Origin of the sequence: Bacillus cereus group sp. N31, assembly GCF_016483245.1 — a bacterium.
Taxonomy (GTDB): domain Bacteria; phylum Bacillota; class Bacilli; order Bacillales; family Bacillaceae_G; genus Bacillus_A; species Bacillus_A toyonensis.
In genome coordinates this window covers 1-25,550 of record NZ_JAEHCH010000042.1, presented here as the reverse complement: position 1 = coordinate 25,550, position 25,550 = coordinate 1, and the positions used below count along the sequence as shown (strand labels likewise).

The following is a 25,550-nucleotide window of genomic DNA, read 5'->3' as shown; positions in this document are numbered from 1 at the left end:
CAGTAACGGCAACAGATGCATCAGGAAATAGCTCAAGTACAACAGTAACCGTTAACGTAGTAGAAAAAGAAGAGGAAGAAGATACAGAAGCACCGGTAATTACAGCAAAACAAAGTGTAGCTGTACATGTAGGAGATAGCTTAAATGCAGGAGATTTGGTAGAAGTAAAAGATAATAAAGATCCAAACCCAGTAGTAACAGTAGGAGCGTATGATACAAGTAAGCCAGGTACAATATCAGTTCAAGTAACGGCAACTGATAATGGGGGTAACAGCTCAACTGCAACGGTAACCGTTAACGTAGTAGAAAAAGAAGAAGAGAAGGATACGGAAGCACCAGTAATAACAGTGAAACAAGGAGTAACCGTACATGTGGGAGATAAATTAAGTCCAGGAAGTTTAGTGAGTGTAAAAGATAATAAAGATTCAAGTCCAGTAGTAATAGTAGGGACGTATGATACAAGTAAGCCAGGTACGATATCAGTTCAAGTAACAGCAACTGATAAGGCAGGTAACAGCTCAACGGCGAAAGTTAACGTGGTAGTTCTTGAGAAAGAAAAACCAGAACAGAAAACTGCAGGAACAATTTCTAAAGAGCAAGGTAATGGTTTACTTGTATCAAATTCTAATGGTGTAGCTAAATAAAATTTTAGCGTAACGACAAAAAATTAAATGTACCCTATCGAATGGTTTATAGCGTAGAATTATCTTGTTATAAAATTAACGAATTTAATATTCGGAATATTGTTGTTTTTGTGGATGGAATTTGCTAAAATTAAGTATACCTTTTTAAATTTCAATTTTTTATATCTATAACTACTATAGCCCTTTCGGGGTTTCGATTTTCTAAGATAGTTTAAGTATTTTAACTTTACTTTCTCTGAAAATATAACTCTGAAAAGGGCCTTTTTGCGTTTTTTGGAGAACATTACATTGTGAAAGGATGAAGATTAAGAGATTGTTTTTATTGTTAGGCTTTTTAGCTATGATGTTTGTTTTTTATAACACCTTTATAAAAAACAAACATCAAACAAATGCTTTAACTCCAATCAAAGTAGAAGATTTGAAATATAAAATTCAATACGATTGTTTGTTTGAAGTTGAATTATCACAAAATGTGATTAATAACCTAGGAGGGCAATTCAAATTAATATTTGATGATATTGATAAGAACGGCCACTTAACCATTTTTCAAAATAAAAAAGAACTAGAAATGTTTTTAGGAAATCATGTAACTATTGCAGAATTAGCTGATGGATTTACATAAGACTATTTTAGTATAAATAAGAATTACAAAGTTACTTATGAAAGTAAACCAAGTCAATTTAATTATGAAAAACCAAAAACTGTTAAAAAAATAAAAAAAGGATTGTTTTTGGTAAAATAAAACGACTTAATTCTGGAATTTAAATATGTACCAGAAATAGATGGATTTCGAATTTTTGAGATTACATATTTAAAATAAAAAATTATTGGGAGGGAGTTATTATGTTATTACAAATTAGAACTGTTATTGCTGATGCATTAAGAATAGATGAAGAAGTGAATGGCTTTTTGAAGTATTGTGCTAATTACGGGAAAGTAGTTAAAGAAATAACACCAAGCGGGTTCATGGAACGTGAACAAGGCCAACCGCTTTTGGTTATGGTAATAGAATATGAAGAAAAAAATGACTGCGGTTATGAAAAAGACTAGGATTGATTCCCTGTCTTTTTTATTTTCTAAGAAGTGTGGATATATCGACTATGAAAATTATAAAAAAGTGGCCGTCTTTAATTAAAAAGAATATGAGAATTCTTGGTTAGAAATGAATAATTGAGAATTAGATAGGGCTTATTTAACGAATGCCCCGAAAAAATTCTCCTTCCTCAAGCGTGTGAATGGTATAGCCTAACGATAGGTGGGAAATGAATTTCGGTTGGGCGTAGCCAAAAGGTTTTGCTTTTTATTTTGTCTCCAATATAATCAGTCTTATAAATTATAAAGGATGGTATATCAATGAAATTAGATAGTAATAACCATTCAGTATTCTCGTTGTATTATCACTTTGTGTTGGTCGTGAAATACAGAAGAGATGTGTTTGATGATATGTCAGACTATGCAAAAGATATGTTTGTTCGACTATTTGAAGGCTATAACATGACATTAGTTGAATGGAATCATGTTGTAGACCATGTTCATATTTTGTTCCAGGCGCACCCTAATACAGAAATGACAAAATTTGTTAATGCTTATAAAAGTGCAAGTTCTCGACTAATCAAGAGAGACTTTCCAAAATTAAGAAAGAAACTTTGGAAAGAGATGTTTTGGTCAAGAAGTTTTTGCTTACTAACTACTGGTGGTTCACCAATAAACGCAGTAAAAAAATATATTGAAAATCAAGGTGAAAAGTGAGGTGGAATGATATGACAAAGCATAATAAAGCATATAAATTCCGTTTGTATCCAACAGAAGTCCAAGCACATCTTATGCGTAAAACCTTTGGCTGTGTACGTTTCGTGTATAACAAAATGTTAGCTGAACGGAAAGAAGCGTATGAAAAATACAAAGATGATAAGGAACAACTAAAGAAACAAAAGCTTCCCACTCCTGCAAAATACAAAGCAGAATTTGAGTGGTTAAAAGAAGTTGATTCATTAGCTTTGGCAAATGCTCAACTAAACTTGCAAACTGCATATAAAAATTTCTTTAGTGGTCAAAATGATTTCCCAACATTCAAAAGCAAAAAAGACAGAAAGTCCTATACAACGAATGTAGTGAACGGAAATATTATGTTACTTAATGGTCATATCAAATTGCCAAAACTAAAAATGGTACGTATCAAACAGCATAGAGAAATACCACAAGACCATATAATCAAGACGTGTACGATTTCTATGACACCTACTGGTAAATACTATGTGTCCATCTTGACTGAATACGAAAAAGGGATTGTACAAAAAGAAGTAGAAACAGTTGTTGGATTAGACTTTGCGATGGATCGATTATACGTCAGTTCTGAGGATGAGAGAGCCAATTATCCTAGGTTCTATCGTAAAATGTTAGACCAATTAGCAAAGGCACAACGAGTATTATCAAGAAGAACAAAAGGTTCTATTCGTTGGAATAAACAACGTATCCGTGTAGCTACGTTACATGAAAAAGTAGCGAACCAACGTAAGAACTTCCTTCATCATAAGTCTAAAGAGTTAGCTACTCATTTTGATGTTGTAGCTATTGAAGATCTAAATATGAAAGGAATGTCACAAGCACTTCATTTTGGGAAAAGTGTCGCTGATAATGGTTGGGGTATGTTCACTTCTTTCTTAGCTTATAAACTAAATGAACAAGGAAAACAGCTTGTGAAAATAGACAAATGGTTTCCTTCCACAAAAGCATGTAGCAGTTGTGGAAATGTGAAAAATATGTCATTGTCTGAGCGAGTATATTCTTGTACATGCGGTGTAAATCTCGATAGAGATTATAACGCAGCTATCAATATCAAAAATGAAGCAATACGCCTATTAGCGTTAGCATAAATAGCAATAAAATAACCCTTGGAACAAGGGAGTTAGCTCGGCTGTCTTAGGACGAATTCGTTAGCTATCTAAAGTAACGACTAACCGAGAAGCCCCCACTTCAAACAGTCCGTTAGGACGTTAAGTGGCGGGTAGTTCACAATCCAAAATATAAACTATGTCAATCAAGTTAAGATATTATAAATATCCCATAAAGAAAATTATTTTCATGATGATCCTTTTAGAGTAATTATCAATTTTTAAACTGATGTATATAGGAGATCACTCCATATACATCAGTTTAAAAACATAAAACACTTTATTTATCAAGTTAATTTAATTTGCATCCGCATAGGAGGGAATGGGGATTCTAAACACTTATTTGAATATTAATCACTTCAATCGTATTCCTTCGAATGCATTTATTACCAAGTCATGCACATAGGATTCATCCAACTTTTCACCTGTTACTAGCAAACGATAGAAAATTGGTCCGTAGATGAGATCGATGCTTAAGTCAACATCGAGGTTTTCTTTTAATTCGCCTCGTTTAATTCCCTTCTCCAGAAGTTGCTTTGCTTGCAGGCGACGTGGTTGGAAATAGCGAGCACGATATTCCTCTGCCAGTTTCGAATCAAATTGCCCTTCGCCAACTAACTCAGTAATAATAGTGCCTTCTCTACTTATTAAAAAACTGCCTAAACTTGTGGCGTGAGTTAAGATATCAGTCAATGCTGAACCTGTATCAGGTACAGGCAATCTGGCAGCAGCAGCAGAAAGAAAACCATCCATTACCACAGCAGCCTTATTTGGCCACCATTTATAAATCGTAGCTTTGCTAACTTTAGCACGGTCTGCAATTTTATCAACTGTGACTGCTTTAAAGCCACTTTCCAGTAATAACTCATAGGATGCAGAAAGGATAGCCTTTTGGGTTTCGATATTACGTGGTCGACCTCTTTTACCTTGCACATTAATCATTCCTTTCAAGAACATAAACTATACGTTTAGTATACTTAATATGAACGGATAATAAAATAGTCTATTTACAAAACTGAACGTTTAGTATATATTTTAGCTAATTAATAAACTGAACGTTTAGTTTATTAATTAGCTAGCAACTTATAATGGTAAGGTCTTTAAACAGGTTTCAAAATTCACAAAGTGAATTACTAAAAAAAATTTAGAAAAGGGGAATAAAAAAGTGGGGAAATTGGATCTTTTGAAAGAAGAACAGAAAGTAGTTCAGGCTCAATTTAGAATAATGGTAGTGCTGTAGTTCTTGTCAAGGCGATTCAGTAATTTTGAAATAAAAGTATGGGAGGAAATAGATATGTCTAATTTTAAAAATAAAGCAATCAATAAGGAGATTTCATCGGGTTTAATCATTCTTCTAGCAACTGCATGTGGTATTATTGTGGCTAATCTTTATTATGCTCAGCCTTTAATTGGGGTAATTAGTCATGTAATTGGGCTTTCTAATAGTAGCGCTGGATTAATTGTAACACTAACTCAGATTGGATATGTTGTTGGCTTACTATTTCTTGTACCTTTAGGGGATATTGTTGAGAATAGAAAATTGATAATTATATTGTTAATTCTAAGTGCAGTTGCTCTAACTGCCACAGTTTTTGTAAAGAGCGCAATCTTGTTGTTAGTAGCTTCATTCTTTATCGGATTGGGGTCGGTTGCAGCGCAAGTGCTCGTACCTTTTGTATCATACCTTTCATTGGAAGATGCACGCGGTCGTGTAGTTGGTAATGTCATGAGTGGCCTGTTATTAGGTATTATGCTTGCGCGTCCGATATCTAGTCTAGTAGCTGATATTTGGGGATGGAATGCAATATTTGCTTTATCTGCTACTGTAATCATTGTTTTGGCGTTTGTATTATCGAAAGTACTCCCTACTAGGAAACCAACGGAAAAAGCAAATTATACTGCCTTACTTAGTTCAATGTGGCAACTACTACGAACTACTCCAATTTTACGCCGTCGCGCAATTTATCATGCTTGTGTATTTGGGGCTTTCAGCTTATTCTGGACCACTGTTCCATTATTATTGTCTAGTCCTGCTTTTCATTTTTCTCAGACTGCCGTAGCATTATATGCACTTGTCGGAATTACAGGTGCAATAGCCGCTCCAATAGGTGGTCGTCTAGCTGATTTTGGCTGGACACAATCAGCCACTGGGATAGCTCTCACTGTTGTTATTATTTCTTTATTACTACCACTTATTATTCAAGGTAGTTCGCCCATCGGAATAGCTGTTTTAGTAATTGCTGCAATTCTGTTGGACATGGGAGTATCTGCAAACCTTGTGCTTAGTCAACGTTTAATTTTCTCATTGGATCCAGAAATTCGTAGTCGACTAAACGGGCTATTTATGGCTATTTTCTTTTTAGGAGGTGCTGTTGGTTCCTCTCTTGGAGGATGGGCATATGCCTTAGGTGGTTGGAGCCTAACGTTATGGATAGGAATCGCTTTTCCAATCATAGCCCTTCTTTATTTTTCTACAGAGAAATAGTTTTATAATTGAATTTTAGCAGTCCGCATTCGTTTGAATGCTTATTCATTGGTATATCCCAGTTTTATAGATTAATGGCGGTTATTTTGAAATTTGTATCATTTCTATTTTTTATTTTCAGTTCCCTTAACTTTTGTCGCGTTTTCCATTGTCTTGATGATCGATCATCCATTTTTAACATTCCTTATACAATTATTTAAGAATGAGTATAGCATATAATGGCAGGCCTTATGAAAATGAACTTTTTAAATATTAATTAAACAAAAGCGTTATTTGAAAAAAGGACCCCTTATGGAAAGATAAGAGGTCATCAAAAAATGTTGTATTTGAAACACGCGATGTTTCATAACGACATTATAACATAAATTTATATATTACGTATAACAAATGTAATGGTTTGTGAAAAGAATAAAAGTGCATAAAATCCGTATTTAAATGAAGAATCCCTAGGCTTAGGGGGCTAGGGATTCTTGGTTTGGTATACTTCACACGGTATTATTAAAAGAATAGAACGTACTGAAGATAACATATGAATGTTTCGTAAATGTATCAAAAAAATGAATAAAAACGATATTTTAATTGTTGCAGCCCCTTGGAGGGCGCTCCAAGGGGCTAAGATTCGAGAATTTTTAAACTCTTGCTTAATTACATGAGAACTCCCTAAGGAGTATATATGGAATTTTAACACTTAACCAGTTATTTTTACAGCTATATATTAAGATTTTCATATAAAAGTTAATAAAAAAATGACCCTTACTACTAAGTAAGAGCCCCATAAACAGAGAAAAAGTCGTATGTGATTCTATATAAGAATCACAATAACATTGTAACAATTTAATATATAGTTGTCTATACATGATGGCGAAGTAGAACTGAAAACATGCTATTTTACTTGAAAGGGGAATGGAGAAATGATTGAACAGGTCGAGATTGAAGGGCAATTATCAATATTTGATATAGATGAAACGAAGATCAAGCTGTATGAAGTTTTGAAAGCTAACAACTATCATCACGAGATTAAGAGTTACTATTTACACAATGATTACATCGGATTAGTTAAGTACTTCTATATACGAACGACAGATAATACTGTTATTGATTTGTGTTTAAGTGAGTTCCCTGAAGTATTTGCGGTATATGAGGGATTCACTGAAGCGCAGATCAAGAAGATATACAGAGGAAAATTACAATAAAAGAGCAGCTAGCAAAGGCTAACTGCTCGGCTGGTTCTCCAAAAGGGGGAAAGGAGAAAGGTTAGGGACTTCATTAAATGAGTTATGGCCATCGCCTATCTATATTATTGACGAAATATTAAGTTTTATTCTGGCGAACCCAAAAAAAGCACCTTTAAAAAGTGCTCTTTAAGGGAAAAGTGAGATACTGAAAAATAAATTAGGGTTTTTTGCTTCGAGATAATATATGACCATTTCATCATAATGTGACGATGAATCACAAAAGAGCAGCTAGCAAAAGCTAACTGCTCATCTCCAAGGGGGAATGGAGAAAATCTAATGTCATATACATTATTGACGGAATATTGAGTTTTATTCATCTATAAAAGTCGAGATAAAATATCTTTAATTAATCCTGAGGCTCCAATAAGGAGTATCGATAGAAAAATTATTGAGAATATACTTTTTTTAGGCTTTTTAAACTCTAGGTATAAGTTAATGATTGCACCAATTGCAACAACAATAAAGATAACGAGTCTTAATATATCTGGCATGAATAACACTCCTATTAATTACTTAATTGTATTATACAGGAAAAATATTTGAGGTTAATCAATAGTGATACGATTTAAGGAAGATTTAAACAAAGTTAATCCTTTTAATAGAAAGCGAGGGATAACAATGGGACTAGGAAACCGTGGAATGGCATTTGAAATGCTTATCAATCTAGCAAACGAAATGTATCGAAGAGGGCAGGTGGCGCTTATAAACAAGCGCCCGACTCCTGTGAAAGTGTTAAAAAGTAAAGGTGGCCGTGTACTAAATGGATTCTATGAAGCTAAAAGTACAGTAGACTATGACGGTGTGTATAAGGGACGAGCTATAGCGTTTGAAGCTAAATCTACAGAGAAGGACACACGTTTTGATTTAAATAACATTGCGCAGCATCAATTGGATTATCTGGAGAAAGCAGAAAGGATGGGAGCAATATGCTTCTTCCTTATAGAGTTTAGTAAGGATAAGTCAGTGTTTGCGGTACCCCTACTTAGAAAAAACAAATTACAAGAACAAATGTTACGAATTTTTCAAAATATAATAAAAAGATACAAGCCCCTTTTCATTTTTTTAATATTATATATTGAAAAATAATAATGAAAGGGTGGTTAAAATACCTCCAAAACCTCCAAAACCAAATAATAAAGAAGTACAAGTGAATAATTCTGCTAGTGATATAGCTAATTTTCCTAACATAACTCAAAGTGAGACAAGCCTAGCCCATTTTAAAGATTTCATTCTCTATGGATTTAATGATTCAAATGATGAATTTACGAGAAATAGTTTCTCTGGATTTGCTTTTTCAAAAGATTTAGGTAAGACCTGGACTGATGGCGGTTCAATACCGACAAATCCCGGGGGAGTCAACAACGGAGATCCTGTAATAGCTGTAGATAAAAAAGGAATATTTTATTATGGTCAGATTGGGCAAGAAGTTGTCGGAGGCACTCAACAAGACGTAATTAGTGTATCAACTGGAGTGATTAATCCGAACAAAACGATTACAATGAATCCGCCGCAAGTCGTCGGGAGAGGACAAAACCCTCAAAATGGTAACTTCTCTCAAGATAAAGAGTGGATTACAGTAGGAACTGATAGAACTAGACCAGGACAAGAGGCACTGTATATCGTTTGGAAAGATTTCACTACTAATCTAGGACGAATTCGTTTCTCAAAATATACAACCGGTGTTAATTTAAATCCTTTGATTACCGATATAGATATCATTTCTCCCCCAAATGCTAATACATTTGTAGAAGGAGAATACGTGATAGTAGACAAGCAAGGGGTTATTTATGTATTTTATGCAGTAATACCAAACAACAATCTACTATTAAAGCAGGCAAATAGGACAATTCGAATGAGAAAATCAACTGACGGCGGACAAACTTTTCCAGTGAATACGGACGTAGCAGTTTCTACAACACCTTTCGCTGCTGCAGCGAACAATGTTGTTCCATGTGAACCCGGGTTTAACCGTACAGTTATTTTTGTAGATGCTCAAAGGGATATCAGGAATAATGAATTTCCTCAAGCTTCCATTGGACCTGATGGCACTATTTATGCTGTATGGAATGGTGGTACAGTTAATGGGGATATTAATATCTTTTTGGCATTCAGCAGAAATCAAGGGGCAACTTGGTCACAACCAGTGAATATCACGCAGGGTCTGCCATTTGCATTTTTTCCTTCAGTAGCTGCCAATGCTAAAGGAGCGCATATTCAATATAATCGTTTTAATGATCCAGCGGGAGTTGGTGGAATTGGCAACGGAACATTCGGGATATTTAAGAAAACATTCTCTGTTACTAGAGGTTTAAATCCAGAATCAGTAATAAGTAACCAATCTTCTCCAGTAACTATTACTAGACCACCTCAAGATCCTGGTGTTGGTCCTTGTTATATGGCTGACTATAATCAAGTCATTACAGGTCCTCGAGAATCTCTGCTTCATGCCTGGAGTGATAATCGTAATACGTTGAACGGGCTGAATAATCCAAATGTATTCTTTAGAAAAACCGAGTCAAAGCCATAGCCTAGCAAATTCCTCTAATAAATCTCTTTCTAGTAATTCCTCAACCTAATCCCAATTATTTAATGAGCCATCACCAGCATTTTGGAAAAAACTACGCTAAGAGTTTTTAAATCATTTTAATCTTATTTTAAATAGTGTTGCATTAAATGTTCTTGGCGTTGTTAAAATTACTTGATTTTATGTCGAAATGTGCTTAACGTGGTTTTTTCCTTTTTGCGGTCTGTATCCAAAAAAGAAAAGGCACCCAAAGGTGCCTTCCTCCGACTTGAACCACGTTCATTTAGTATAAACTTATCCGTATTATCCCTTTGTTATACGTGTAAACACATCCTATAAAACAGAATCGTCTATATATACCAGATTGTTAGTTCACAAAATATAAGAGATTTGAGATCAATATTAGAGTGACGCCACATCTTCTATAGTGATTGATATGTTACGTCTTTCAAAAGAATCTGCTTTATAGAACGTGTCCACGATTTATATTTTACTACATGTAATATTTATTTAGTGTGATTTTTACGAATATGTATAATTACATAAAGTTTATGAGAAAAAGAGAGTATACTTTGATATTGTGTAATAAAGACAAGGCCCACCTACGGAAATAGGTGGGCTTTTTTATTGGGTATTACTATCTCAGTGCACAAAAGGGAATTTGTATTTAAATCATAGCATTTTCTTAAAGTTCTTATATTGAGAAATAAAGAAAAGACACCCAAAGGTGCCTTCCTCCGATTTGAACTATCCTGTATTAATGCCGTATCAATTAATAAATTAAATTATAATAATAAATTGTTGTATTTCCATGTACCCTGGCTGATATAATGTATAAGGAAATTATTGGTTATATTCCTTATTCTTTCGATAGTTTTAAGTGGTAAAGGTCAGCGAATAGCAAAAGAAGTTTTAAAAGAGCTTATTAATGGTCTTGAGGGGAAAATATTGGTAGGTTTTTTTGATATGCAGCAGTTACAGGAGTAATTTTTGTCATTTGGCCTTTATTGAAGTAAGCATTCCAGTTACTCAGGCTGATACAAGGTGCAAGAAAATTACTGGATAATTAAAGGTACACATATATTAGAGGGTACATAAGCCATGTTAGAGGTAATTACGGCATTTTTCTTACTAATTCTCCATTCCATTGTTTATCTCTTTTCAAGTGGAGAAACTAAGCAAATAGCAAAAAAACATATAAAGAAAATTGTTAATAGTCCGGATGGAGTAATAATATTAATCGTTGCTGCGGCACTTTTAATCGGGGGGATATATTTATTATCAGTATGATTTCAGATATCTTAGCTTAAAACGTTTAAGGAAATTAATAGCGTACATATATTAGGGAGGTACATAAGTAATGATAGATATAATATTCTCATTCTTCTTAGTGGTTACTTATTTCATTATTTATCTCTTTTCAAGTGGAGAAAAGAAACAACAAGCAAAAGAAAATCTAAAAGAAGTTATTACGGGTGCTGATGGTAAACTCCTATTAATGACTGTTATGGGAATTATAATTGTGGTAATCTATTTATATTTTTATGGTTTCGGTTTATGAATCTAAACTAAAATCATATCCAAGTATACGAGACAATGGTTCACCTGGGAAGTATGCGTATTATGGTGGCGAATGGGACACAGGTGGTCTTTTTGGAGAAGCTAAATGTGTTTATAATAAACTGATGAATCGGATAATAAAATAATATACATAAAGAAAAGGCGCCCATATAAGGGGGCCTTTTACAATAGTTTTTTAGCAGAAGCAACTGCATCCGATAATGATTAATAGAATAAATAATACAACTAATAAAGCAAATCCTCCAGCGAAACCGCAGCCTTCGCCGCAACTACCACCATATCCCATAACAATAGTGCCTCCTTTAGATCCGAGGGGAAAACTAGGGGTCATTTGATGTAATTTAATGGGTTCACATTACCTTATGTATTTAAAAATGAATTGAGCAAGTCTTCTTGAAAATAAAAAAAAGACGCTATAAAGCGCCTCCCATTTGGGTAAATAAGAAGTAAGGTTTCTAAGATAACTGAAAAAAATAGAACAGGTGGTTAGAGTTTATCACATTCTTTTGCTGAGTGATCATGCATTATTACATATCAAAGTAAAACCCTCTATTTTCCATTTGATAAAATGCATTACCAATATTAGAAAAATTTAAATAAATATTTATAAAAATTCAAAATATTTACAAAAATTACAAAAGTGATACAGTTAAGTTGTAATCTATAAAAACTATTAAAGGGGGATTTATTATGTTTAAGAAATTAGTAGTAGGAGCATTAGCAACTGGTATTGCATTAACAGGAGGAATTGGGGTAGCTTCAGCTGATACGCAAAAAGATGTGAGCTCTCCGAAGCAAGCAACATGTTCAATTCCTTATGAGTATTCTAATGGTAAATTCAAAAGAACTCTTTATCACTCAAATGGAGCATATGCTAATAGTTTTAATGAAAATGTTTGTGGCGGAACGATTACGTGGTATTTAAAACATGTTCAAAATGGAGTTGCTTTTTACGAAGGGAATTTAAAATAGTAGATTTTTCGAACCTCATTTATTGAGGTTCCTTTATTTTTAGTTTTTAAACTAATTCTTCATAAAGAAAAGACACCCTAAGGTGCCTTCCTCCGACTTGAACCACTTTAATTTTAATAATATGTATTGGACTCCCATCCAAAGATAATTCTAACATGTTTTCATATAAATAAAAGCGGATTCTTTAACTTACTTAATTACTTTGTCCATAACTTCTTTATATTTGTTAAATTTGGCATCTTCCATATCACCATTCATTTGTATAAGGAAGTTACCTTTTGCGTAAGTATGAGAGAATAGCATTTGATTACCATTACCTAAATCGTCATAGTATTTCTTAGCTTTTTCAAGATCTTCTTTGTTTTTAAACTCAAATATTCTACCACCACTATCTTCACCTAATGCTGGAACAAGAATGCGCTTTGCTTCTTTTCTAGTATTTCCAAATTCTTTTTCTGGTAGGTCACTAGGATTGTCAGCTTCTAATCCTGCAGCTTTAAATTCTTCAATTACCTTATCAACCGTGACATTATTTGTCATTGATTTAACGCTGTCACAAGCGGATAAACCAAATAATAATAGAGCTCCAATAAGTAATACTGCTAATCTTTTAAACATAGTTGTTCATTCCTCCCAATGTAAATAAATCCGTAAATATAATAACAAATTATTCATCTTTATATTGTCATATATTGTCGAATGGAAATAAAAAAGAGAGCTGGAGTCTTAAAGGAGGTATGGAAACAATTATGAGCTTCAAGGGCTATCTTGGAATTCAATACCACAATTCATTTTTGGGAAGTGTATTTGAGAACCTTTTATTTTTGGATTATAAGAGTGCTCTCACATTTACGACAAGCAATCTTCTCTTCCTCAAAAATGAATAAATTTTCAGCATCACATTCTGGGCATACAACCGCAAATGGTGTTTTTATATTTTTATAACATAAGAAAGAAAGGGCTGCCAGGATTAGAGCTGGTATAATAAGCATCATAATTAAGAATAGGCCCGCAAAAACGCCTCCAATTATGGAAAGTGGTTTCATTAGTTTTCTACCCACGGAGTTTACTTGATTATCCTTCTTACGAAAAGCAGTAACAATGTAAGTTTTGGTTTCTCTTACCTGCTCAAATGCTCTTACCGTATTGTAATCTTGTTCATTCATAGTGGGATAGGAAGTGTTTTGCCCTTGAAACCCTCGTTGTATATAATAGTTGTTTGACTCAGCTATTCGTGGTGTATACGAGATTCCAGTTCCAGGTATATAAGTTGTTGTTCTTGATTCAGGTGGAATGGCGCTGCCTCCCGTACCTGTGTATGTAAAGTTAATTTTTACACCCGGGGAAAATTGGATAATTCTACGAAACTTATAACCCATAATATTGTATCCTCTCCATCTAATTAATATAATTATTTACTAATTATAACAAATTTTTAACTTAGTATTAATATATTAAGTTAAAACAAATTAATAAAAAAGAGTAATATTGAAGTTTACTAATTTAAGGCGTTTTAGGAGGCCTTTTTTATAAAGAAAAGACACCCTAAGGTGCCTTCTTACGATTTGAACCAACGTAATATGGTATTAGATGCCAATCCAAATATTATTTTACCACGCTAATTAATATTGGCGATTGAGAAAAAAGGCAATATTTCGAGTATCTTTTTTTCTATTCTACTTTTAACTTAATTTCTTTACCTGTCATACCGCCACTAGCTTTTAAGAAAAGTCCTTCAGCATCTTTTGGTATATCAAATACAATTTTCCCTGTCTGTGTTAGACCAGGATTTAATTGTTTTAAGAAGAAGTCAGTTTTTCCACCGTTAGCTAAGTCAAAAGATGTTTGACCTTGTACTGAAGATGTGAATTCACGACCTTTGTTATCTACCAATTTAAAGCTGTTAGTATCAACAGTGATAGCGTCTTTTTGATTATTAGTAAGTGTAACTTCTAAAATCTTAAAGACACCTTGTGCTTGTTCTTTTGAGTATTCATTACCCACAGAATCTACTGTTTCCATAGATCCTACAGAGATTTTCACATCAGAAGATACACCTTCTTTTGATACCGCTTTAGTGTCTGTTGAAGTTTTTTCTGTTGAATCTCCACCACCAGCAACCATAGCAATTATTCCGATTACAAATAAAGCTATAATGCCTAGGCATCCAAACTTAAATATTTTTCCCACGTTTGTTCCTCCAATTATGTAAAATTTAAGATTGCAACGTAATAATAACATATTAAATATCTTTATATTGTCATATTATGTCGAAAGGAAATAAAAAGATAGTTTAGAAGTTTTAGACTATATCCCTGTCCTATAATTTATTTTTCCCACGTATCTCTTATTCATAAAGAAAAGACACCCATATAAGAGTGCCTTTTCCGATAATTTTTTAGCAGAAGCAAGAAGCTCCAACAATGATTAATAAAATAAATAAAACAACTAACACTGGAGGATGTAGCAAGAAGTTTTGATTATAGCGCAATAAGTACAGCGGAAAGATTTTTGAAGAGTAATAGTGTTATGACGTACTCAGTAGAGTTATACGATAAAGACGAGAAGTGGAGGCTTCGTTGGTTTGAGGCGAAGTCCGAGGGCGCAGCTATAGAAATGGCTAAAAAGAAATACTGAAAGATACAAATCATTACTACTTATATTTCGGATAGAACCTTAGAGGAAATCATGGATTTGGATTAGGAGGCATAGCGCCATGATGATAAATAGATGGAATCCACAAAGGGCAGCGACTACACCTATAGGGAGAGCTACGAAGAAAAGAAGCTAGGAGGCAGCATGGACAGGAAACAAATCTACATCGATGTATTACTACAAAAGGGAATTTATAAAGAAGAAAAGACAGGGCGACAACTTTACGAGATGACTGAACAAGAGTTGTGGAATCTAATAAAAGGAGTGTATCAGTAGTGATGGAAATGGAGAACGGTGTGTACGAGATCACGAAGTTAATGAGCGAAGCAAAGGGAAGAAAGTAATGAAAAAAGAAACTGCAGTGTAGGTGCAAAGTGAACTCCAAGTAGTAGAGAGTGAAATTCGTAAGATGGAATATCACTTAGTGGGATTGGATAACGAGAAGTGGAAGACGAAGCTTTCCTTGGAAGTGTTGAAGAAATAGAAAGAGAAATTGAAAAATTACTTATAAGGAGCGGGACAGAATGAAATTAAGAATGAAGATTAAACGATTGAAAGGTGTGAATTTACCAAAGTATGCACGGGAATTTGATGCTGGTTTTGATCTAGTTGTACCAGAGGTCACGATTATTTGGCCTGGCGAAACAAAGGTTGTACCAACGGGATTGGCGTTCAAAATTCCGCCAGGATATGAATTGCAGGTGCGCCCGCGTAGCGGTATGACGCGTGATACAAAGTTAAGGGCCGCTTTTGGAACGGTGGATAGTGGCTACCACGGAGAAGTTGGAGTGTTGGTTGATCACACTGAAAAACCAATAAGTTTAAATATGCAAGCCCATGTGATTGAACGAGGAACAAGGATTGCTCAAGGCGTTATAGCGGCAGTAATAACAGCTAATTTTTATGAAGTGGACGAGCTATCAGAATCGGAAAGAGGAAATCTTGGGTTTGGATCGACCGGAATAAAGTAAGACCAAATTTGAATTTTGTTATGAAATGGGATTACAAGCATCTATAATTGTAGGGGAAATAGAGCATTATCACTGAAATAAAAAAGCCCTGCACACAGGGCATCTAAAAAGATACCTTAGTAATAACGACGATTAGGGGACGTATTAGCTAAGGTATCTGGATGGTTACATACTAAGTATGCAATCAAGAGCACTGTTGAATGTATTGGGCTATTCAACAAGTTAAGAATAAAACGAAATTTCTGTTAATTAAGTCGGTAAATTTGTCCAAAAAGGGTGCTTTTATAAAAATAAATAGTGAATCAATTTTAACAAAATAGTTATTTGGATTGATTGTAAATAAAGAGCACTACCCATTAGTACTCTTTGAATGAAACGTAATCTATATTTTGTTTTGAGCTACAATCTTAATATTCTCCGGAGGTATAATGCTTTGGATGTCTTCTTTTAAATCTTCAAGAATCATTTCCTCAAGATGCTCTAAAGGGACTTCAAAGTTTATACATTCTACCGTTTTTATGTTTAATAATGAGTAATTTTCATTCTTTTTAAAAACTAGATATTGAGTATTATCTGTTTTTACTATACATCCTAACTGAATACCTAGTTTACGGTTGTCTTCAAAATTCATAAATGTTTCTCCTTTAATATGTATTTCTGACTAAATAGTTTACTACGTAAATACATTTGTTCATAGTTAATAACCTTACATTGTCATTGCAAGTTTGCAAGGTTCCTGAATATTTTTTGGAGGTAGTGATAAAGAGAGTATAAAAAATTATAATTGAAAATTTAATAATATCCTTATTTAAAATGAAGAAGCCCTAGAGTTAGGGCTCTAGGGCTTCTTGTTTTGGTATTCTCACATGGTTCTACAAAAAGAAAAGAACGTACTAAAGATAACGTATGAATGTTTCATAAATGTATCAAAAAAGTGAACAAAATTGCTATTGCAGAAGTAGCAGAAATGAAGTTTCTAATAGTTAAGTACGTAAAAGGTGTTATTTTCAGTGGATAAAATGCGCATGGGGCACCTAATCATTATTTTACCAGAGGAAAAGAATATGTTATGAACTTGGTTGAATGAAAAAATGAAAATTTTACTTTAAGCGAAGTTAATGAAATATATTTTGTGGGTTTTATCAATGATTGTTATCTCGATGGACACTTTAAATTTATAAAAGTCCTAGAAGCAAAACACAACCATGAGGAATAGCAAGCTATAAAAGTGAACAAAATTGTTAATTTAAATAAAAAAAGAGCCCCGCGATAAGGGCTGCAGGGCTTCATTAGGTAGAGTTATGTCGTACTCACAAGGGATTTTAACATGAATGTTGTGGTAAACATACTGGTAAATGTATCTAATTTATTTAGAGCTGTTATTTTAAACAAAAACGCTATTTAAATAAAAAAAGAGCTTGCAAGGAAACAAGCTCTAACGTAATTGAGATGTCTATATATTACCATTCATTTCATTATAATTCCATAAGTTGTGGTTGAGAAATAAAGTATAAGCAATTTAATAAAAATTTCATTTTGTAGAAATAAAAACCCTAGTTTCCTAGGGTAATGGTATAACAGCTCAATATATTCTACTCTTTTATATGGTAACGTAATATTAAGTTAAAAACATCAGGGAAATGTAACCAATTTCAGAAAATAAGAGCAGCTAGCAAAAGCTAACTGCTCATCTCCAAGGGGGAATGGAGAAAATCTAATGTCATATACATTATTGACGAAATATTGAGTTTTATTCAGGGGGTTTATTAATTATGTAGGTTACATGAGAAGCCCTATTAACATCCAAGCTGCCCCGATTAGAATTAAAGTTTCGAATGTAATCCAAAATTTTTTCTTTTCTGGTTTTTGAGATTCTTTAATTACAGAAAATACGGCACTTATTCCTACAAGAGTGAAAAGAACAATTCGGCTCGTATCATTCATTTGCATCACCACCTAAGATTTGAATAGTTTAATTATATATTAATTACCGTTTTGTGGAAAATATATGAAATAATCGTTTTAATAGAAAGCGACGAATAACAATGGGACAAGGTAACCGTGGAATGGCATTTGAAATGCTTATCAATCTAGCGAACGAAATGTATCAAAGAGGGGGGAGTGGCGCTTATAAACAAGCTCCAGACTCCTGTGAAGGTATTAAAAAGTAAAAGTGGCCGTGTACTAAATGGATTCTATGAAGCTAAAAGTACAGTAGACTATGATTGCGTGTATAAGGGACAAGCTATTGCGTTTGAAGCTAAATCTACAGAGAAGGATACACGTTTTGATTTAAAGAACATTGCACAGCATCAATTGGATTATCTGGAGAAAGCAGAAAAGATGGGAGCAATATGTTTCTTTCTTATAGAGTTTAGTAAGGATAAATCAATATTCGTAGTACCACTATCAGTCATTCAATCTTATGTAAGGATGTCTCATCAACCGAAGGGCAAGAAGTCTATACCAGGAGAAGATTTTGATATTTATGGGTAGTTAGTAGAGCAGACAGAACGAGCTCCAGTTATGTTTGATGGAATGATTCAGATTGATCAGGATCATATGAGAGTGACAAATAACATTGAAGCAGCAAAAGAAAAGATGGCAAATAAGACACGTAAATTATTAAAGGCTTAATGGATAACAGAAACATGCAGAGTGGATGGTGTGGGCTACTCGCTATGCATGTTTCCCTTATTCAACAATAAGATAGTGAAATTTCACGTACCTTATGTGATGTTAAAAGACAAACTCAGAAATAGGGGGATTCCTTCATGGAGAGACAATTAACTTTATTACCGGCTATCGATGATAAGAGAGTACAAAGGAAGTAGTAAGTGTATTAAAGGAATACAGAGCACTCAAGATGCGATTCAGTAATGACGTGGAGCAGGAAGGAATCAGTTTATTCCCTGAGTTACCAAAGAAATACTAAATGCATAAGTGAGAAAGCATCCATAATGGGTGCTTTTTTCTTTTTTATATAGAAATTACATGATAACTGTATTTAAAGAGTGTTCTAGGTATAAAGATAATCGATATATATGAGATGTTGAGAATTAATTAGTATAATGAGATAATAGTGATAGATAGATTTTATGATGTATGTGATCAATATATTTAATATTGAATTTTAAATAGATGATCTTCGAGTGGAGGAGAAATTAGTTTGTTCGAGCAAAGAAAGAAAAGAATGTTTGTAATCATTTTACTAGGGATAGCCCTCACTGTAGATTTAACGGCTAAACAGTTAGGTTATTACACCGTTGCAGGTGTAAGTGTTCTTTTTGGTATCGCTGTTTCTTTAGCGTGGATTTTTGAAATTATCAGAGATAAGAACAAAGCAGAGAAACAGGATGATAATTAACATCCAACACGGGTGTTTTTTTCTTTGTTGTATAGAAATTACACATTAACCATTTAGCATATAAAGAAATATCGAGCATAGAATGATTTGACACCACGATATTAGAATTATTGCTGCGTTTTAGTGTTACCCCTATGTTCACGAAAGGGCACCTGGATAAGGTGCCTTTTTGATGAACCATTTTAATAAAGAAATCATATAGTATAGTGTAGGACAAGCTAACTGCTTATATCCTATTCAATGCTCATCGAGAAGTCCATTCACATATTTCAGCATCTACTGACGTGGATGCTCTTTTTTATTGAGCAAAACAGACATTAAATTAGGAGGGGAGTGATGGGTATAACATTAGAAGAGTTAGAAAAGTGTTTTAATGAAGCTTTAATTGAAGAAGCAGAGTATGTAGCTGTTCTAATTGAAATGGATGGAATTCCTAGCGATGAAGTAATTATTAACGACAAACATAACATTGATTCTAAACTAGCATATTATATGAAAACGTACAATGAAGATTTAGAACATAGATACACTCCAGGAATTCGTATTGTAGGTTTTGCGTATGGTTATTCGTTCTCAGAAATCCTACGTCAATTAGGATTGTTAGTAAATTAGTGATTAAACCCAATAGTAATTATTGTAGGCGCTGCCGTGATCTGGGTGGCGTCTTGTTTGTTGTTAAGGAAAGATAAAGGGATAAATAAAAAAGAGGACAAAAGCCCTCTTTTTAATAAATACCTAAGGCTTACGCACAAATTGGAATCCCTAATGCTATTAAAGTCAATGCTACTTGAAGAGAAAGCTCTAATCTAGCAATTTCGATTCCAGCAACTGAGACCACTAAAAAAGGTTGTCCATTAACGAATAAAACACAACTGTCCATGCTTACGCCTCCTTTCTAGCAATCTAATACATTATATGAATAAAACAATAAAATGTAATAGTTGAATTCATCAATTTAATATAATTGATAGATTTGTCCTGTTTAACTATCTAAAAGTTGATACTTCTAGACAACATTTAAAAGTGATGTGAAATTAATCGAAAACATATCTTGAAACTATCTAAAAATTAGTTTGAAATGAAATGTATAAAACATTTATAACTTTTAGACAGTATCAAGTGGATGATTTAATAAAATGATTTAAAGGAATTACCGTGAGGTGTAGGAATATGTCTGGAGAGCCAACCTGCTGCTTTTTTATTTTTAATAGAAAAAAGGAATCCCGAAAGATCCCTTTTTCTAATTATGATATATCGTAATCGCATATAAGTAAAGACATTTAGTATTATATAACAATAAAATAATATAAACAATAAATATTTTAGGATTTACAATAAGGAGGAGTTATAACGATTGTCTTCTTAAAATATTGAAAATAGACGATTACACTTGTGAGGCATATCAGTACAACCTGTTATTTATTGCACCATGAGTATAGGCACGTTATAATAGTTCCTAATTACATATAAAGAGGTGCAGAAAATGAATAAAACAGAAATAATAAAAGTAGTAGCAGATAAAGCAGAACTTACACAAAAGGATGCTGCTACAGCGACACAAGCTGTATTAGACGCAATAACAAATACTCTTGCAAATGAAGAGAAAGTACAGATTCTTGGATTTGGTACATTTGAGGTACGTGAAAGATCTGCACGAACAGGGCGTAACCCGCAAACAGGTGAAGAAATGCAAATTGCTGCTTCTAAGGCGCCTGCATTTAAAGCTGGAAAAGAATTAAAAGAGGCAGTGAAATAATTATATATAGTGAAAAAGGATCTGATATTCATATCGGATCCTTTTTATTTGTAACATGGTAAGGTCCCTCTTAAAGATGAAAATTTGTATATCTTATTTACGTAATTTATGATATGGTTTCATATGTTAATAAATTACAATACTTTTTAAAAGAAGTATACATTATGATAGATGCTACTTCTTTATAGGAAAAGCCTCAAGGTTAAAAACGATTTTCGTAGATGAAATCATTGCGAAACAAAAAAGAAAGAGTTGGAAGAAAAGAAACAACAATCACGAAACAAAGGGGTAAATTACAATGAAGCGTAAGTTATTAGAAGTTGCACTGCCAGTAATGTTGATGAGTGGTGTAGGTTGTGCAAGTAAGGACGTAGCGGAAGAGAAAAAAGAGGATAGTGTAAAAGTAGCAGACTATAAGGAAACAGAGAAGGAGAAGGAAAAAGATAAAGATAAAAGAACAAATAATGACTCTTCAGCAAGTGATAGCGAGTCTGGAACAACAAATAAGGACCCAATAGCTACTGTAATTAAAGATGTAGATAAAATACACGAAGAAAAAGATAAGTTAGAGAAACAAAAAGAAGCGGAAATAAAGAAGGAAGAAACAAGTAAAAAGGAAGTTCAGGTAGAGAAGAAAGAAGAAGTTAGTAAAGAGAAAGACAAGGTGTCTGATGCTACGAAACCTAACAGTATGAAAGAGTATCAAGAAAAAGTAGAAATACAGGCTAATAAATTCATAGCTGCAGTAAAAGCTACGAAACCAATAGTTGAAAAAGATGAAACTCTACGAACAAATAAAGATGAATTAAAAGCACAGTTTAATATAGTGAAAGGAGAGGCAGAGAAGTTAGTAGGCCTTAAACCGCCTGAAAAGTACAGTTATTTTAAAATTGAATTTATAGATGCTAATAAGACATTCCTACGGGCATTAGGCGACTTGTTTACAGCTCTAGATGAAGGAGATGTAGAAAAGGGTGATACGGCTTTAAATGGTGTATTATATGGTTTCGAGCAATTTGGTATGACAATAAATGGCATAAGAGACATAGAAGAATAAAGTAAGTCTTAGGTTGAATAATAAAATTATGAGAAGTGAAAACAAACAACCTTGATACAGCTGGTATCAAGGTTGTTTTCTCTTAGTAAGGAGACATATATTGATCGCGTTTTCATTGGTATACTTGCGTGCGGAAGCTATCTCACTCAATTTCTTTTGTTTCGATGAATTGCTCAAATAAATGGTCTCCTAGTGCACCGCATATGACTTCATTCGATTGTAATGTAGCGAATGCTTACGCTAATGTTGCTGGTAAGTCAATGATACCCGCTTCTTCACGCTCTTCTTATGTCATTACATAGATGCTGCGGTCTACTGTAGCTGGGTCAACACTATGTACTTCTATACTTGTACTAATGATGATACATTTGAGGCTATGCCTACAGAAGAAGAAAAGGATCCAAAGCAAGGCGTAGCACGTGCGGGAACAGTTACCTCATCTTGGAATATACCAGATGGCTAGGTGCACAAAGGAGAATATATATTAGTACATGCGCCTGGTACAACAGCCAAACCAGCTATTAAAAGAATGACTTTATCATTTTAGCCAATTCATCTCCCACCTACTCACTTAGCGTTCCTTGAGGAAGGAGTCTTCTTGGCTAAAATGATAAAAGTGCCAATAGTAGCGCATATATCATTTAATTCATTTTTGTTTTTAGCGATAAGTTTGTAGTGAATTTTTACACATGTGTAAATGTGTAAATGTGTAAATGTGTAAATGTGTAAATGTGTAAATGTGAACTTGTACAAATGTCCACATGTGCAAATACAGTGGATATTTGTTGAAGAGGGCTATCGTATAGGGGTAAAGCCGATTCTTGAAACACTGGTAATTTCATATATTGATATACACCAAACATCTTAAACTGTGTCCAAAATGCATAAGGGTATAAAAAATGTATAAAACTGAAATGATGGTGAGCATTCTAATTATAAAGGAGTGTTCATTATGATAAATGACGAGTTAAACTGGCAGAAAATATTAAAAATAGGAGCTAGTTCTTTGGGTTCTTCAATAGGTATAGCAATAATAAGCGAAATGTTTCCATCAGAAGATAGTGCTCAAGAAGCGGTGAAACAAGCAGTAGAAGAAATTTGTGATAGGGTTAAAAAAATAATTGACCAAGCCTTTTTAGATCACTATGTAGCTAATTGTGACAGTATTGCGAGACGTCTTCAGGGCTATCCAGAGAGCAGTGATGTGAATATTTTACATGGCATATATGACGATGGTTCAGATTTAGTATCAGATTTAGTACGTTTTGAAACGTTTGAAGGTATAACAGCCCTTGTTTACATTTGTACTTTGCATCTAACTGACATAAAAGCTCTTAGTGAAATTGACTCTGGGTATAAAGCTACTTTAAGTCGTTGTGGGGATGAGTATGCTGCCTTATGTGAACCACGTGGTGACAAATTAGTTTACTTTACAAATGTAAGTGTAGGTGATGCAATGTATGCTAATAGTGGCCTCTACGATATGATCACAGCTCCTACTACTTCTAATTCTTATCCTACACTCAAATACAGGTTTAATTTTGTAGATGAATGGGATGAAAATTTAGACACAAAGGTTCATATATATGATTCTGATCCTATATCACTAACAGATCCACTATGGTACACAGAATCTCCAGGTATCCCACGTTATAGATTAACCGAAGCTGGTAGAAATTCTACATCTATTCAAAGGCTCTATTTGAGTGCTAAAAATGAGATAATCTCACAGAGAGATACTTTCTTAAATGACAGACTAGAAATTACAAATAATATGCGTGAAAATATTCGCAAGGCATGTGATGAGTGGCGAAATCTTTAAATTCATAAGTGAAACGAGAAGTGAATTCCGACGTTTCTATGCTCCTTAACACACATTTAGGCATCTATTAAAATGAATGCCTAAATGTGTGTATCATTTTCCTTTCATCGTTTAAATTGGAAGGATTTTTAGTTATGGCGAGTTATTCTTTGAATCGTTTCCATACATCATCAATACTTCTTTTTCTTCTGGTGTTAAATCTTCTAATTCCTTAGCAACTCCAATTATTTAAAAATAAAAGTTAGGCTATGACCTGTTTTTACACATATCTCGGCTGTACGCCTATAGTAGTATGTTAGCCTTTATTTGTTAATTTCTCCTCGACGACTTATCGATAATATCATCAAAAACTTCCGTGCATCTTATAAAAAAATCAGTATCTTCACGAGTAGTATCATTATTGCAAATACGTTCAATCACTTCTGTTCCATATTCTCTATCTTCATCTGTTTTTGCTAAATATTTTTTATAAACTCTTACAACTAGTATTGCTTCTTTTTGATCCATATCAATTTGGCGTAGCTCATCATCAAAATCTTCCAATTAAATCCCTCCTGTTTGTATATAATAAATCTTACTTAATTATAATATAAAAATTTATTGTTATACAACTCTGATAAACTACATACTTGTTTTATGTATTTACAAAATTTAACTTGTATCTTCATTATTAATAAGTCCTGTCACTACAATGAATATTCATACAGAAGAAATTGTAAACCAAGATGAGAAATCTAATGAAAAAACTTTTACAGTAGCAAATTCATATTTTCAGACAGTGATTAATAATACTGAATCAAATTGGAATGTGGGGAAATTACTTTTTGATAGGGATTTGTATAATGCACAAGGGGAAAAGAGAGCATATCTATTTCAAGTTCAACAAGCTGAACGAAAACAAGGATATGTAATTGTAGGAGTAGTAGATGGTACATATAAAGTACTAGAGTCTGCTAGAGAAGGTACACATCCTTATCAAGGTGTAAATAAAGATGAGAGTATTTACTTAGGGCTATTATCTTATTATAAAAAAGCTACTAGCTCAAAAGAAATAAAAACAGCCAATCAAGTCAAAACAATGAATGTTAGTTGTAAGAAAATATAACTTCTGAATCATCCTTAAGGTGAATCTCGACTTATTTCCTACCGACATATCATTTAACGTGTCATGAAAAGTGTACCATTTGAAGTGTTAGAATACTCCGGAAGAAATAAATAATTCTAATCATAAAGGGTATTAATATTAATTTGTTTTTGGCAGAGGTTTTGATAATTATAAATTCAACTTTTCTATTTTTGGGACGTTTCATTTACAGAAGATAGATAATAACATAATTTTCTCAATAAGGAATTTTTTGCTTTTAATATAATTGTTTCACAATTCATGGTATATCTGTATTAAGGGGACCTTTTCGGTTGATTAGGGAGAAAGATTATAAAAATGATATGGGAGGAACAAAAAATGTCATTGAAAAAGAAATTAGGTGTTGGAGTGGTTTCAGCCGCTCTTGGCTTATCTTTAATTGGTGGGGGAACATATGCATATTTTAGCGATCAAGTGGTGACAAATAATTCATTTGCTGCAGGTAC

General features: G+C 33.5%; 32 protein-coding genes and 6 pseudogenes. 25 read left to right on the top strand and 13 right to left on the bottom strand.

Annotation, left to right across the window (positions count from 1 at the left end; all coding sequences use genetic code 11):
• The 5 genes and pseudogenes from JDS81_RS28495 to JDS81_RS28475 all read left to right on the top strand — a co-directional run.
• On the top strand, positions 1-644 hold a 644-nt coding region (locus JDS81_RS28495; RefSeq protein ID WP_242481416.1), incomplete at its 5' end, for a DUF5011 domain-containing protein.
• Between the two features lie 298 nt (positions 645-942).
• Positions 943-1,464: pseudogene (locus JDS81_RS30990) on the top strand (peptide ABC transporter ATP-binding protein).
• Positions 1,465-1,487: 23 nt separating this feature from the next.
• Positions 1,488-1,694: a hypothetical protein gene (locus JDS81_RS28485; protein ID WP_061530031.1), complete on the top strand. Its 207-nt coding sequence runs from the start codon at positions 1,488-1,490 to the stop codon at positions 1,692-1,694.
• Between the two features lie 303 nt (positions 1,695-1,997).
• Positions 1,998-2,393 carry an IS200/IS605 family transposase gene (tnpA, locus tag JDS81_RS28480; RefSeq protein ID WP_097954911.1) on the top strand — a complete coding sequence of 132 codons (396 nt, stop codon included), beginning with the start codon at positions 1,998-2,000 and terminating at the stop codon, positions 2,391-2,393.
• Positions 2,394-2,404: 11 nt separating this feature from the next.
• Positions 2,405-3,517: an RNA-guided endonuclease TnpB family protein gene (locus tag JDS81_RS28475; protein ID WP_097954910.1), complete on the top strand. Its 1,113-nt coding sequence runs from the start codon at positions 2,405-2,407 to the stop codon at positions 3,515-3,517.
• A 372-nt stretch (positions 3,518-3,889) separates the two neighbouring features.
• Here JDS81_RS28475 and JDS81_RS28470 read toward each other — a convergent pair whose 3' ends face one another.
• The gene (locus JDS81_RS28470; RefSeq protein WP_106081045.1) at positions 3,890-4,477 is read right to left on the bottom strand and encodes a TetR/AcrR family transcriptional regulator; all 588 of its coding nucleotides are present in this window, start codon (positions 4,475-4,477) and stop codon (positions 3,890-3,892) included.
• 352 nt (positions 4,478-4,829) lie between these two features.
• Here JDS81_RS28470 and JDS81_RS28465 point away from each other — a divergent pair, with 352 nt between their 5' ends.
• Positions 4,830-6,020 carry an MFS transporter gene (locus JDS81_RS28465; RefSeq protein WP_097954909.1) on the top strand — a complete coding sequence of 397 codons (1,191 nt, stop codon included), beginning with the start codon at positions 4,830-4,832 and terminating at the stop codon, positions 6,018-6,020.
• 91 nt (positions 6,021-6,111) lie between these two features.
• Here the strand turns inward: JDS81_RS28465 and JDS81_RS31220 are convergent.
• A pseudogene (locus JDS81_RS31220) lies at positions 6,112-6,192 on the bottom strand (CDI toxin immunity protein); the annotation flags it as partial.
• Between the two features lie 739 nt (positions 6,193-6,931).
• Between JDS81_RS31220 and JDS81_RS28460 the strand changes: the two are divergent.
• Positions 6,932-7,213 carry a hypothetical protein gene (locus JDS81_RS28460; protein WP_061530013.1) on the top strand — a complete coding sequence of 94 codons (282 nt, stop codon included), beginning with the start codon at positions 6,932-6,934 and terminating at the stop codon, positions 7,211-7,213.
• A gap of 359 nt (positions 7,214-7,572) precedes the next feature.
• On the opposite strand, the gene JDS81_RS28455 is transcribed toward JDS81_RS28460, so the two are convergent.
• Complete coding sequence (locus tag JDS81_RS28455; protein WP_002110892.1) at positions 7,573-7,746, bottom strand: hypothetical protein; 174 nt, start codon at positions 7,744-7,746, stop codon at positions 7,573-7,575.
• A gap of 127 nt (positions 7,747-7,873) precedes the next feature.
• On the opposite strand from JDS81_RS28455, the gene JDS81_RS28450 reads away from it, so the two are divergent.
• The 4 genes from JDS81_RS28450 (at position 7,874) to JDS81_RS28435 (ending at position 11,340) form a co-directional block, all read left to right on the top strand.
• Positions 7,874-8,341, top strand: a complete 468-nt coding sequence (locus tag JDS81_RS28450; RefSeq protein WP_255569981.1) for a Holliday junction resolvase RecU — start codon at positions 7,874-7,876, stop codon at positions 8,339-8,341.
• Between the two features lie 385 nt (positions 8,342-8,726).
• Positions 8,727-9,782 (top strand): sialidase family protein, encoded by a 1,056-nt coding sequence (locus JDS81_RS28445; RefSeq protein WP_242481415.1) that lies wholly within the window; start codon positions 8,727-8,729, stop codon positions 9,780-9,782.
• Between the two features lie 1,098 nt (positions 9,783-10,880).
• Entirely contained in the window at positions 10,881-11,069 is a 189-nt protein-coding gene (locus tag JDS81_RS28440) for a hypothetical protein (RefSeq protein ID WP_097954591.1), read from the top strand.
• A 70-nt stretch (positions 11,070-11,139) separates the two neighbouring features.
• Positions 11,140-11,340 carry a hypothetical protein gene (locus JDS81_RS28435; RefSeq protein WP_053446324.1) on the top strand — a complete coding sequence of 67 codons (201 nt, stop codon included), beginning with the start codon at positions 11,140-11,142 and terminating at the stop codon, positions 11,338-11,340.
• 195 nt (positions 11,341-11,535) lie between these two features.
• On the opposite strand, the gene JDS81_RS28430 is transcribed toward JDS81_RS28435, so the two are convergent.
• A complete protein-coding gene (locus JDS81_RS28430) occupies positions 11,536-11,646 on the bottom strand; it encodes a YjcZ family sporulation protein (protein WP_000540371.1) in 111 nt (36 codons plus the stop codon).
• 404 nt (positions 11,647-12,050) lie between these two features.
• On the opposite strand from JDS81_RS28430, the gene JDS81_RS28425 reads away from it, so the two are divergent.
• Positions 12,051-12,332, top strand: a complete 282-nt coding sequence (locus JDS81_RS28425; protein WP_097954590.1) for a hypothetical protein — start codon at positions 12,051-12,053, stop codon at positions 12,330-12,332.
• Between the two features lie 189 nt (positions 12,333-12,521).
• On the opposite strand, the gene JDS81_RS28420 is transcribed toward JDS81_RS28425, so the two are convergent.
• The 4 genes from JDS81_RS28420 to JDS81_RS28405 form a co-directional block, all read right to left on the bottom strand.
• The gene (locus tag JDS81_RS28420) at positions 12,522-12,950 is read right to left on the bottom strand and encodes a stress protein (RefSeq protein ID WP_199688663.1); all 429 of its coding nucleotides are present in this window, start codon (positions 12,948-12,950) and stop codon (positions 12,522-12,524) included.
• Positions 12,951-13,150: 200 nt separating this feature from the next.
• Positions 13,151-13,711 carry a DUF4236 domain-containing protein gene (locus JDS81_RS28415; RefSeq protein WP_097954588.1) on the bottom strand — a complete coding sequence of 187 codons (561 nt, stop codon included), beginning with the start codon at positions 13,709-13,711 and terminating at the stop codon, positions 13,151-13,153.
• Between the two features lie 292 nt (positions 13,712-14,003).
• Entirely contained in the window at positions 14,004-14,522 is a 519-nt protein-coding gene (locus tag JDS81_RS28410) for a DUF4352 domain-containing protein (RefSeq protein ID WP_097954587.1), read from the bottom strand.
• 208 nt (positions 14,523-14,730) lie between these two features.
• Positions 14,731-14,802, bottom strand: a complete 72-nt coding sequence (locus JDS81_RS28405; RefSeq protein ID WP_176546237.1) for a YjcZ family sporulation protein — start codon at positions 14,800-14,802, stop codon at positions 14,731-14,733.
• Between JDS81_RS28405 and JDS81_RS28400 the strand changes: the two are divergent.
• The 3 genes and pseudogenes from JDS81_RS28400 to dut all read left to right on the top strand — a co-directional run bounded on the left by JDS81_RS28400 (position 14,772) and on the right by dut (position 15,958).
• Positions 14,772-15,035: pseudogene (locus tag JDS81_RS28400) on the top strand (hypothetical protein). The gene JDS81_RS28405 and the pseudogene JDS81_RS28400 sit on opposite strands and share 31 nt — an antisense overlap.
• Before the next feature lie 96 nt (positions 15,036-15,131).
• Entirely contained in the window at positions 15,132-15,263 is a 132-nt protein-coding gene (locus JDS81_RS28395) for a Fur-regulated basic protein FbpA (protein ID WP_080451858.1), read from the top strand.
• A gap of 248 nt (positions 15,264-15,511) precedes the next feature.
• Positions 15,512-15,958, top strand: coding sequence for a dUTP diphosphatase (dut, locus tag JDS81_RS28390; protein ID WP_097954586.1), 447 nt, complete (start codon positions 15,512-15,514; stop codon positions 15,956-15,958).
• Between the two features lie 382 nt (positions 15,959-16,340).
• Here dut and JDS81_RS28385 read toward each other — a convergent pair whose 3' ends face one another.
• Both JDS81_RS28385 and JDS81_RS28380 read right to left on the bottom strand, forming a co-directional pair.
• Positions 16,341-16,589, bottom strand: a complete 249-nt coding sequence (locus JDS81_RS28385) for a hypothetical protein (protein ID WP_001008433.1) — start codon at positions 16,587-16,589, stop codon at positions 16,341-16,343.
• 1,148 nt (positions 16,590-17,737) lie between these two features.
• Positions 17,738-17,902 (bottom strand): hypothetical protein, encoded by a 165-nt coding sequence (locus JDS81_RS28380; protein ID WP_097954585.1) that lies wholly within the window; start codon positions 17,900-17,902, stop codon positions 17,738-17,740.
• Positions 17,903-18,003: 101 nt separating this feature from the next.
• Here JDS81_RS28380 and JDS81_RS28375 point away from each other — a divergent pair.
• The 4 genes and pseudogenes from JDS81_RS28375 to JDS81_RS28360 all read left to right on the top strand — a co-directional run bounded on the left by JDS81_RS28375 (position 18,004) and on the right by JDS81_RS28360 (position 19,937).
• Positions 18,004-18,595, top strand: a pseudogene (locus tag JDS81_RS28375) (Holliday junction resolvase RecU).
• A gap of 137 nt (positions 18,596-18,732) precedes the next feature.
• Positions 18,733-18,878: pseudogene (locus JDS81_RS28370) on the top strand (ArpU family transcriptional regulator); the annotation flags it as partial.
• A gap of 249 nt (positions 18,879-19,127) precedes the next feature.
• Positions 19,128-19,325, top strand: coding sequence for a hypothetical protein (locus tag JDS81_RS28365; RefSeq protein WP_097954584.1), 198 nt, complete (start codon positions 19,128-19,130; stop codon positions 19,323-19,325).
• A gap of 336 nt (positions 19,326-19,661) precedes the next feature.
• The gene (locus JDS81_RS28360; protein WP_000513192.1) at positions 19,662-19,937 is read left to right on the top strand and encodes a hypothetical protein; all 276 of its coding nucleotides are present in this window, start codon (positions 19,662-19,664) and stop codon (positions 19,935-19,937) included.
• A gap of 130 nt (positions 19,938-20,067) precedes the next feature.
• On the opposite strand, the gene JDS81_RS28355 is transcribed toward JDS81_RS28360, so the two are convergent.
• Positions 20,068-20,205, bottom strand: a complete 138-nt coding sequence (locus tag JDS81_RS28355; RefSeq protein ID WP_000376551.1) for a DUF3956 domain-containing protein — start codon at positions 20,203-20,205, stop codon at positions 20,068-20,070.
• A 603-nt stretch (positions 20,206-20,808) separates the two neighbouring features.
• Between JDS81_RS28355 and JDS81_RS28350 the strand changes: the two genes are divergently transcribed.
• The gene (locus tag JDS81_RS28350) at positions 20,809-21,081 is read left to right on the top strand and encodes an HU family DNA-binding protein (RefSeq protein ID WP_097954583.1); all 273 of its coding nucleotides are present in this window, start codon (positions 20,809-20,811) and stop codon (positions 21,079-21,081) included.
• A gap of 298 nt (positions 21,082-21,379) precedes the next feature.
• Entirely contained in the window at positions 21,380-22,138 is a 759-nt protein-coding gene (locus JDS81_RS28345; RefSeq protein WP_099004147.1) for a hypothetical protein, read from the top strand.
• A gap of 142 nt (positions 22,139-22,280) precedes the next feature.
• On the opposite strand, the pseudogene JDS81_RS28340 reads toward JDS81_RS28345, so the two are convergent.
• Positions 22,281-22,496, bottom strand: a pseudogene (locus tag JDS81_RS28340) (type I glutamate--ammonia ligase); the annotation flags it as partial.
• Here JDS81_RS28340 and JDS81_RS30795 point away from each other — a divergent pair.
• Together JDS81_RS30795 and JDS81_RS28335 are read left to right on the top strand one after the other, a co-directional pair.
• A complete protein-coding gene (locus JDS81_RS30795; RefSeq protein ID WP_255569982.1) occupies positions 22,473-22,601 on the top strand; it encodes a hypothetical protein in 129 nt (42 codons plus the stop codon). The pseudogene JDS81_RS28340 and the gene JDS81_RS30795 sit on opposite strands and share 24 nt — an antisense overlap.
• A 489-nt stretch (positions 22,602-23,090) precedes the next feature.
• Positions 23,091-23,960 carry a hypothetical protein gene (locus JDS81_RS28335; RefSeq protein ID WP_199688662.1) on the top strand — a complete coding sequence of 290 codons (870 nt, stop codon included), beginning with the start codon at positions 23,091-23,093 and terminating at the stop codon, positions 23,958-23,960.
• A 309-nt stretch (positions 23,961-24,269) separates the two neighbouring features.
• Here JDS81_RS28335 and JDS81_RS28330 read toward each other — a convergent pair whose 3' ends face one another.
• The gene (locus JDS81_RS28330) at positions 24,270-24,503 is read right to left on the bottom strand and encodes a hypothetical protein (RefSeq protein ID WP_142312537.1); all 234 of its coding nucleotides are present in this window, start codon (positions 24,501-24,503) and stop codon (positions 24,270-24,272) included.
• Between the two features lie 148 nt (positions 24,504-24,651).
• Between JDS81_RS28330 and JDS81_RS28325 the strand changes: the two genes are divergently transcribed.
• Positions 24,652-25,065, top strand: a complete 414-nt coding sequence (locus JDS81_RS28325) for a hypothetical protein (protein ID WP_097954949.1) — start codon at positions 24,652-24,654, stop codon at positions 25,063-25,065.
• Positions 25,066-25,422: 357 nt separating this feature from the next.
• On the top strand, positions 25,423-25,550 hold a 128-nt coding region (locus tag JDS81_RS28320), incomplete at its 3' end, for a TasA family protein (RefSeq protein WP_242481381.1).

What these genes read in the sequence shown, in the direction of transcription:
- dut (WP_097954586.1), top strand. Translation starts at nt 15,512, where the DNA reads ATGAAATTAAGAATGAAGATTAAACGATTGAAAGGTGTGAATTTACCA.
- JDS81_RS28350 (WP_097954583.1), top strand. Translation starts at nt 20,809, where the DNA reads ATGAATAAAACAGAAATAATAAAAGTAGTAGCAGATAAAGCAGAACTT.
- JDS81_RS28440 (WP_097954591.1), top strand. Translation starts at nt 10,881, where the DNA reads ATGTTAGAGGTAATTACGGCATTTTTCTTACTAATTCTCCATTCCATT.
- JDS81_RS28415 (WP_097954588.1), bottom strand. Translation starts at nt 13,711, where the DNA reads ATGGGTTATAAGTTTCGTAGAATTATCCAATTTTCCCCGGGTGTAAAA.
- JDS81_RS28360 (WP_000513192.1), top strand. Translation starts at nt 19,662, where the DNA reads ATGGGTATAACATTAGAAGAGTTAGAAAAGTGTTTTAATGAAGCTTTA.
- JDS81_RS28385 (WP_001008433.1), bottom strand. Translation starts at nt 16,589, where the DNA reads ATGAATTTTGAAGACAACCGTAAACTAGGTATTCAGTTAGGATGTATA.
- JDS81_RS28460 (WP_061530013.1), top strand. Translation starts at nt 6,932, where the DNA reads ATGATTGAACAGGTCGAGATTGAAGGGCAATTATCAATATTTGATATA.
- JDS81_RS28425 (WP_097954590.1), top strand. Translation starts at nt 12,051, where the DNA reads ATGTTTAAGAAATTAGTAGTAGGAGCATTAGCAACTGGTATTGCATTA.
- JDS81_RS28420 (WP_199688663.1), bottom strand. Translation starts at nt 12,950, where the DNA reads ATGTTTAAAAGATTAGCAGTATTACTTATTGGAGCTCTATTATTATTT.
- JDS81_RS28470 (WP_106081045.1), bottom strand. Translation starts at nt 4,477, where the DNA reads ATGATTAATGTGCAAGGTAAAAGAGGTCGACCACGTAATATCGAAACC.
- JDS81_RS28325 (WP_097954949.1), top strand. Translation starts at nt 24,652, where the DNA reads ATGAATATTCATACAGAAGAAATTGTAAACCAAGATGAGAAATCTAAT.
- JDS81_RS28380 (WP_097954585.1), bottom strand. Translation starts at nt 17,902, where the DNA reads ATGAATGATACGAGCCGAATTGTTCTTTTCACTCTTGTAGGAATAAGT.
- JDS81_RS28485 (WP_061530031.1), top strand. Translation starts at nt 1,488, where the DNA reads ATGTTATTACAAATTAGAACTGTTATTGCTGATGCATTAAGAATAGAT.
- JDS81_RS28450 (WP_255569981.1), top strand. Translation starts at nt 7,874, where the DNA reads ATGGGACTAGGAAACCGTGGAATGGCATTTGAAATGCTTATCAATCTA.
- JDS81_RS28430 (WP_000540371.1), bottom strand. Translation starts at nt 11,646, where the DNA reads ATGGGATATGGTGGTAGTTGCGGCGAAGGCTGCGGTTTCGCTGGAGGA.
- JDS81_RS28455 (WP_002110892.1), bottom strand. Translation starts at nt 7,746, where the DNA reads ATGCCAGATATATTAAGACTCGTTATCTTTATTGTTGTTGCAATTGGT.
- JDS81_RS28335 (WP_199688662.1), top strand. Translation starts at nt 23,091, where the DNA reads ATGATAAATGACGAGTTAAACTGGCAGAAAATATTAAAAATAGGAGCT.
- JDS81_RS28345 (WP_099004147.1), top strand. Translation starts at nt 21,380, where the DNA reads ATGAAGCGTAAGTTATTAGAAGTTGCACTGCCAGTAATGTTGATGAGT.
- JDS81_RS28395 (WP_080451858.1), top strand. Translation starts at nt 15,132, where the DNA reads ATGGACAGGAAACAAATCTACATCGATGTATTACTACAAAAGGGAATT.
- JDS81_RS30795 (WP_255569982.1), top strand. Translation starts at nt 22,473, where the DNA reads ATGTACTTCTATACTTGTACTAATGATGATACATTTGAGGCTATGCCT.
- JDS81_RS28475 (WP_097954910.1), top strand. Translation starts at nt 2,405, where the DNA reads ATGACAAAGCATAATAAAGCATATAAATTCCGTTTGTATCCAACAGAA.
- JDS81_RS28355 (WP_000376551.1), bottom strand. Translation starts at nt 20,205, where the DNA reads ATGGACAGTTGTGTTTTATTCGTTAATGGACAACCTTTTTTAGTGGTC.
- tnpA (WP_097954911.1), top strand. Translation starts at nt 1,998, where the DNA reads ATGAAATTAGATAGTAATAACCATTCAGTATTCTCGTTGTATTATCAC.
- JDS81_RS28435 (WP_053446324.1), top strand. Translation starts at nt 11,140, where the DNA reads ATGATAGATATAATATTCTCATTCTTCTTAGTGGTTACTTATTTCATT.
- JDS81_RS28465 (WP_097954909.1), top strand. Translation starts at nt 4,830, where the DNA reads ATGTCTAATTTTAAAAATAAAGCAATCAATAAGGAGATTTCATCGGGT.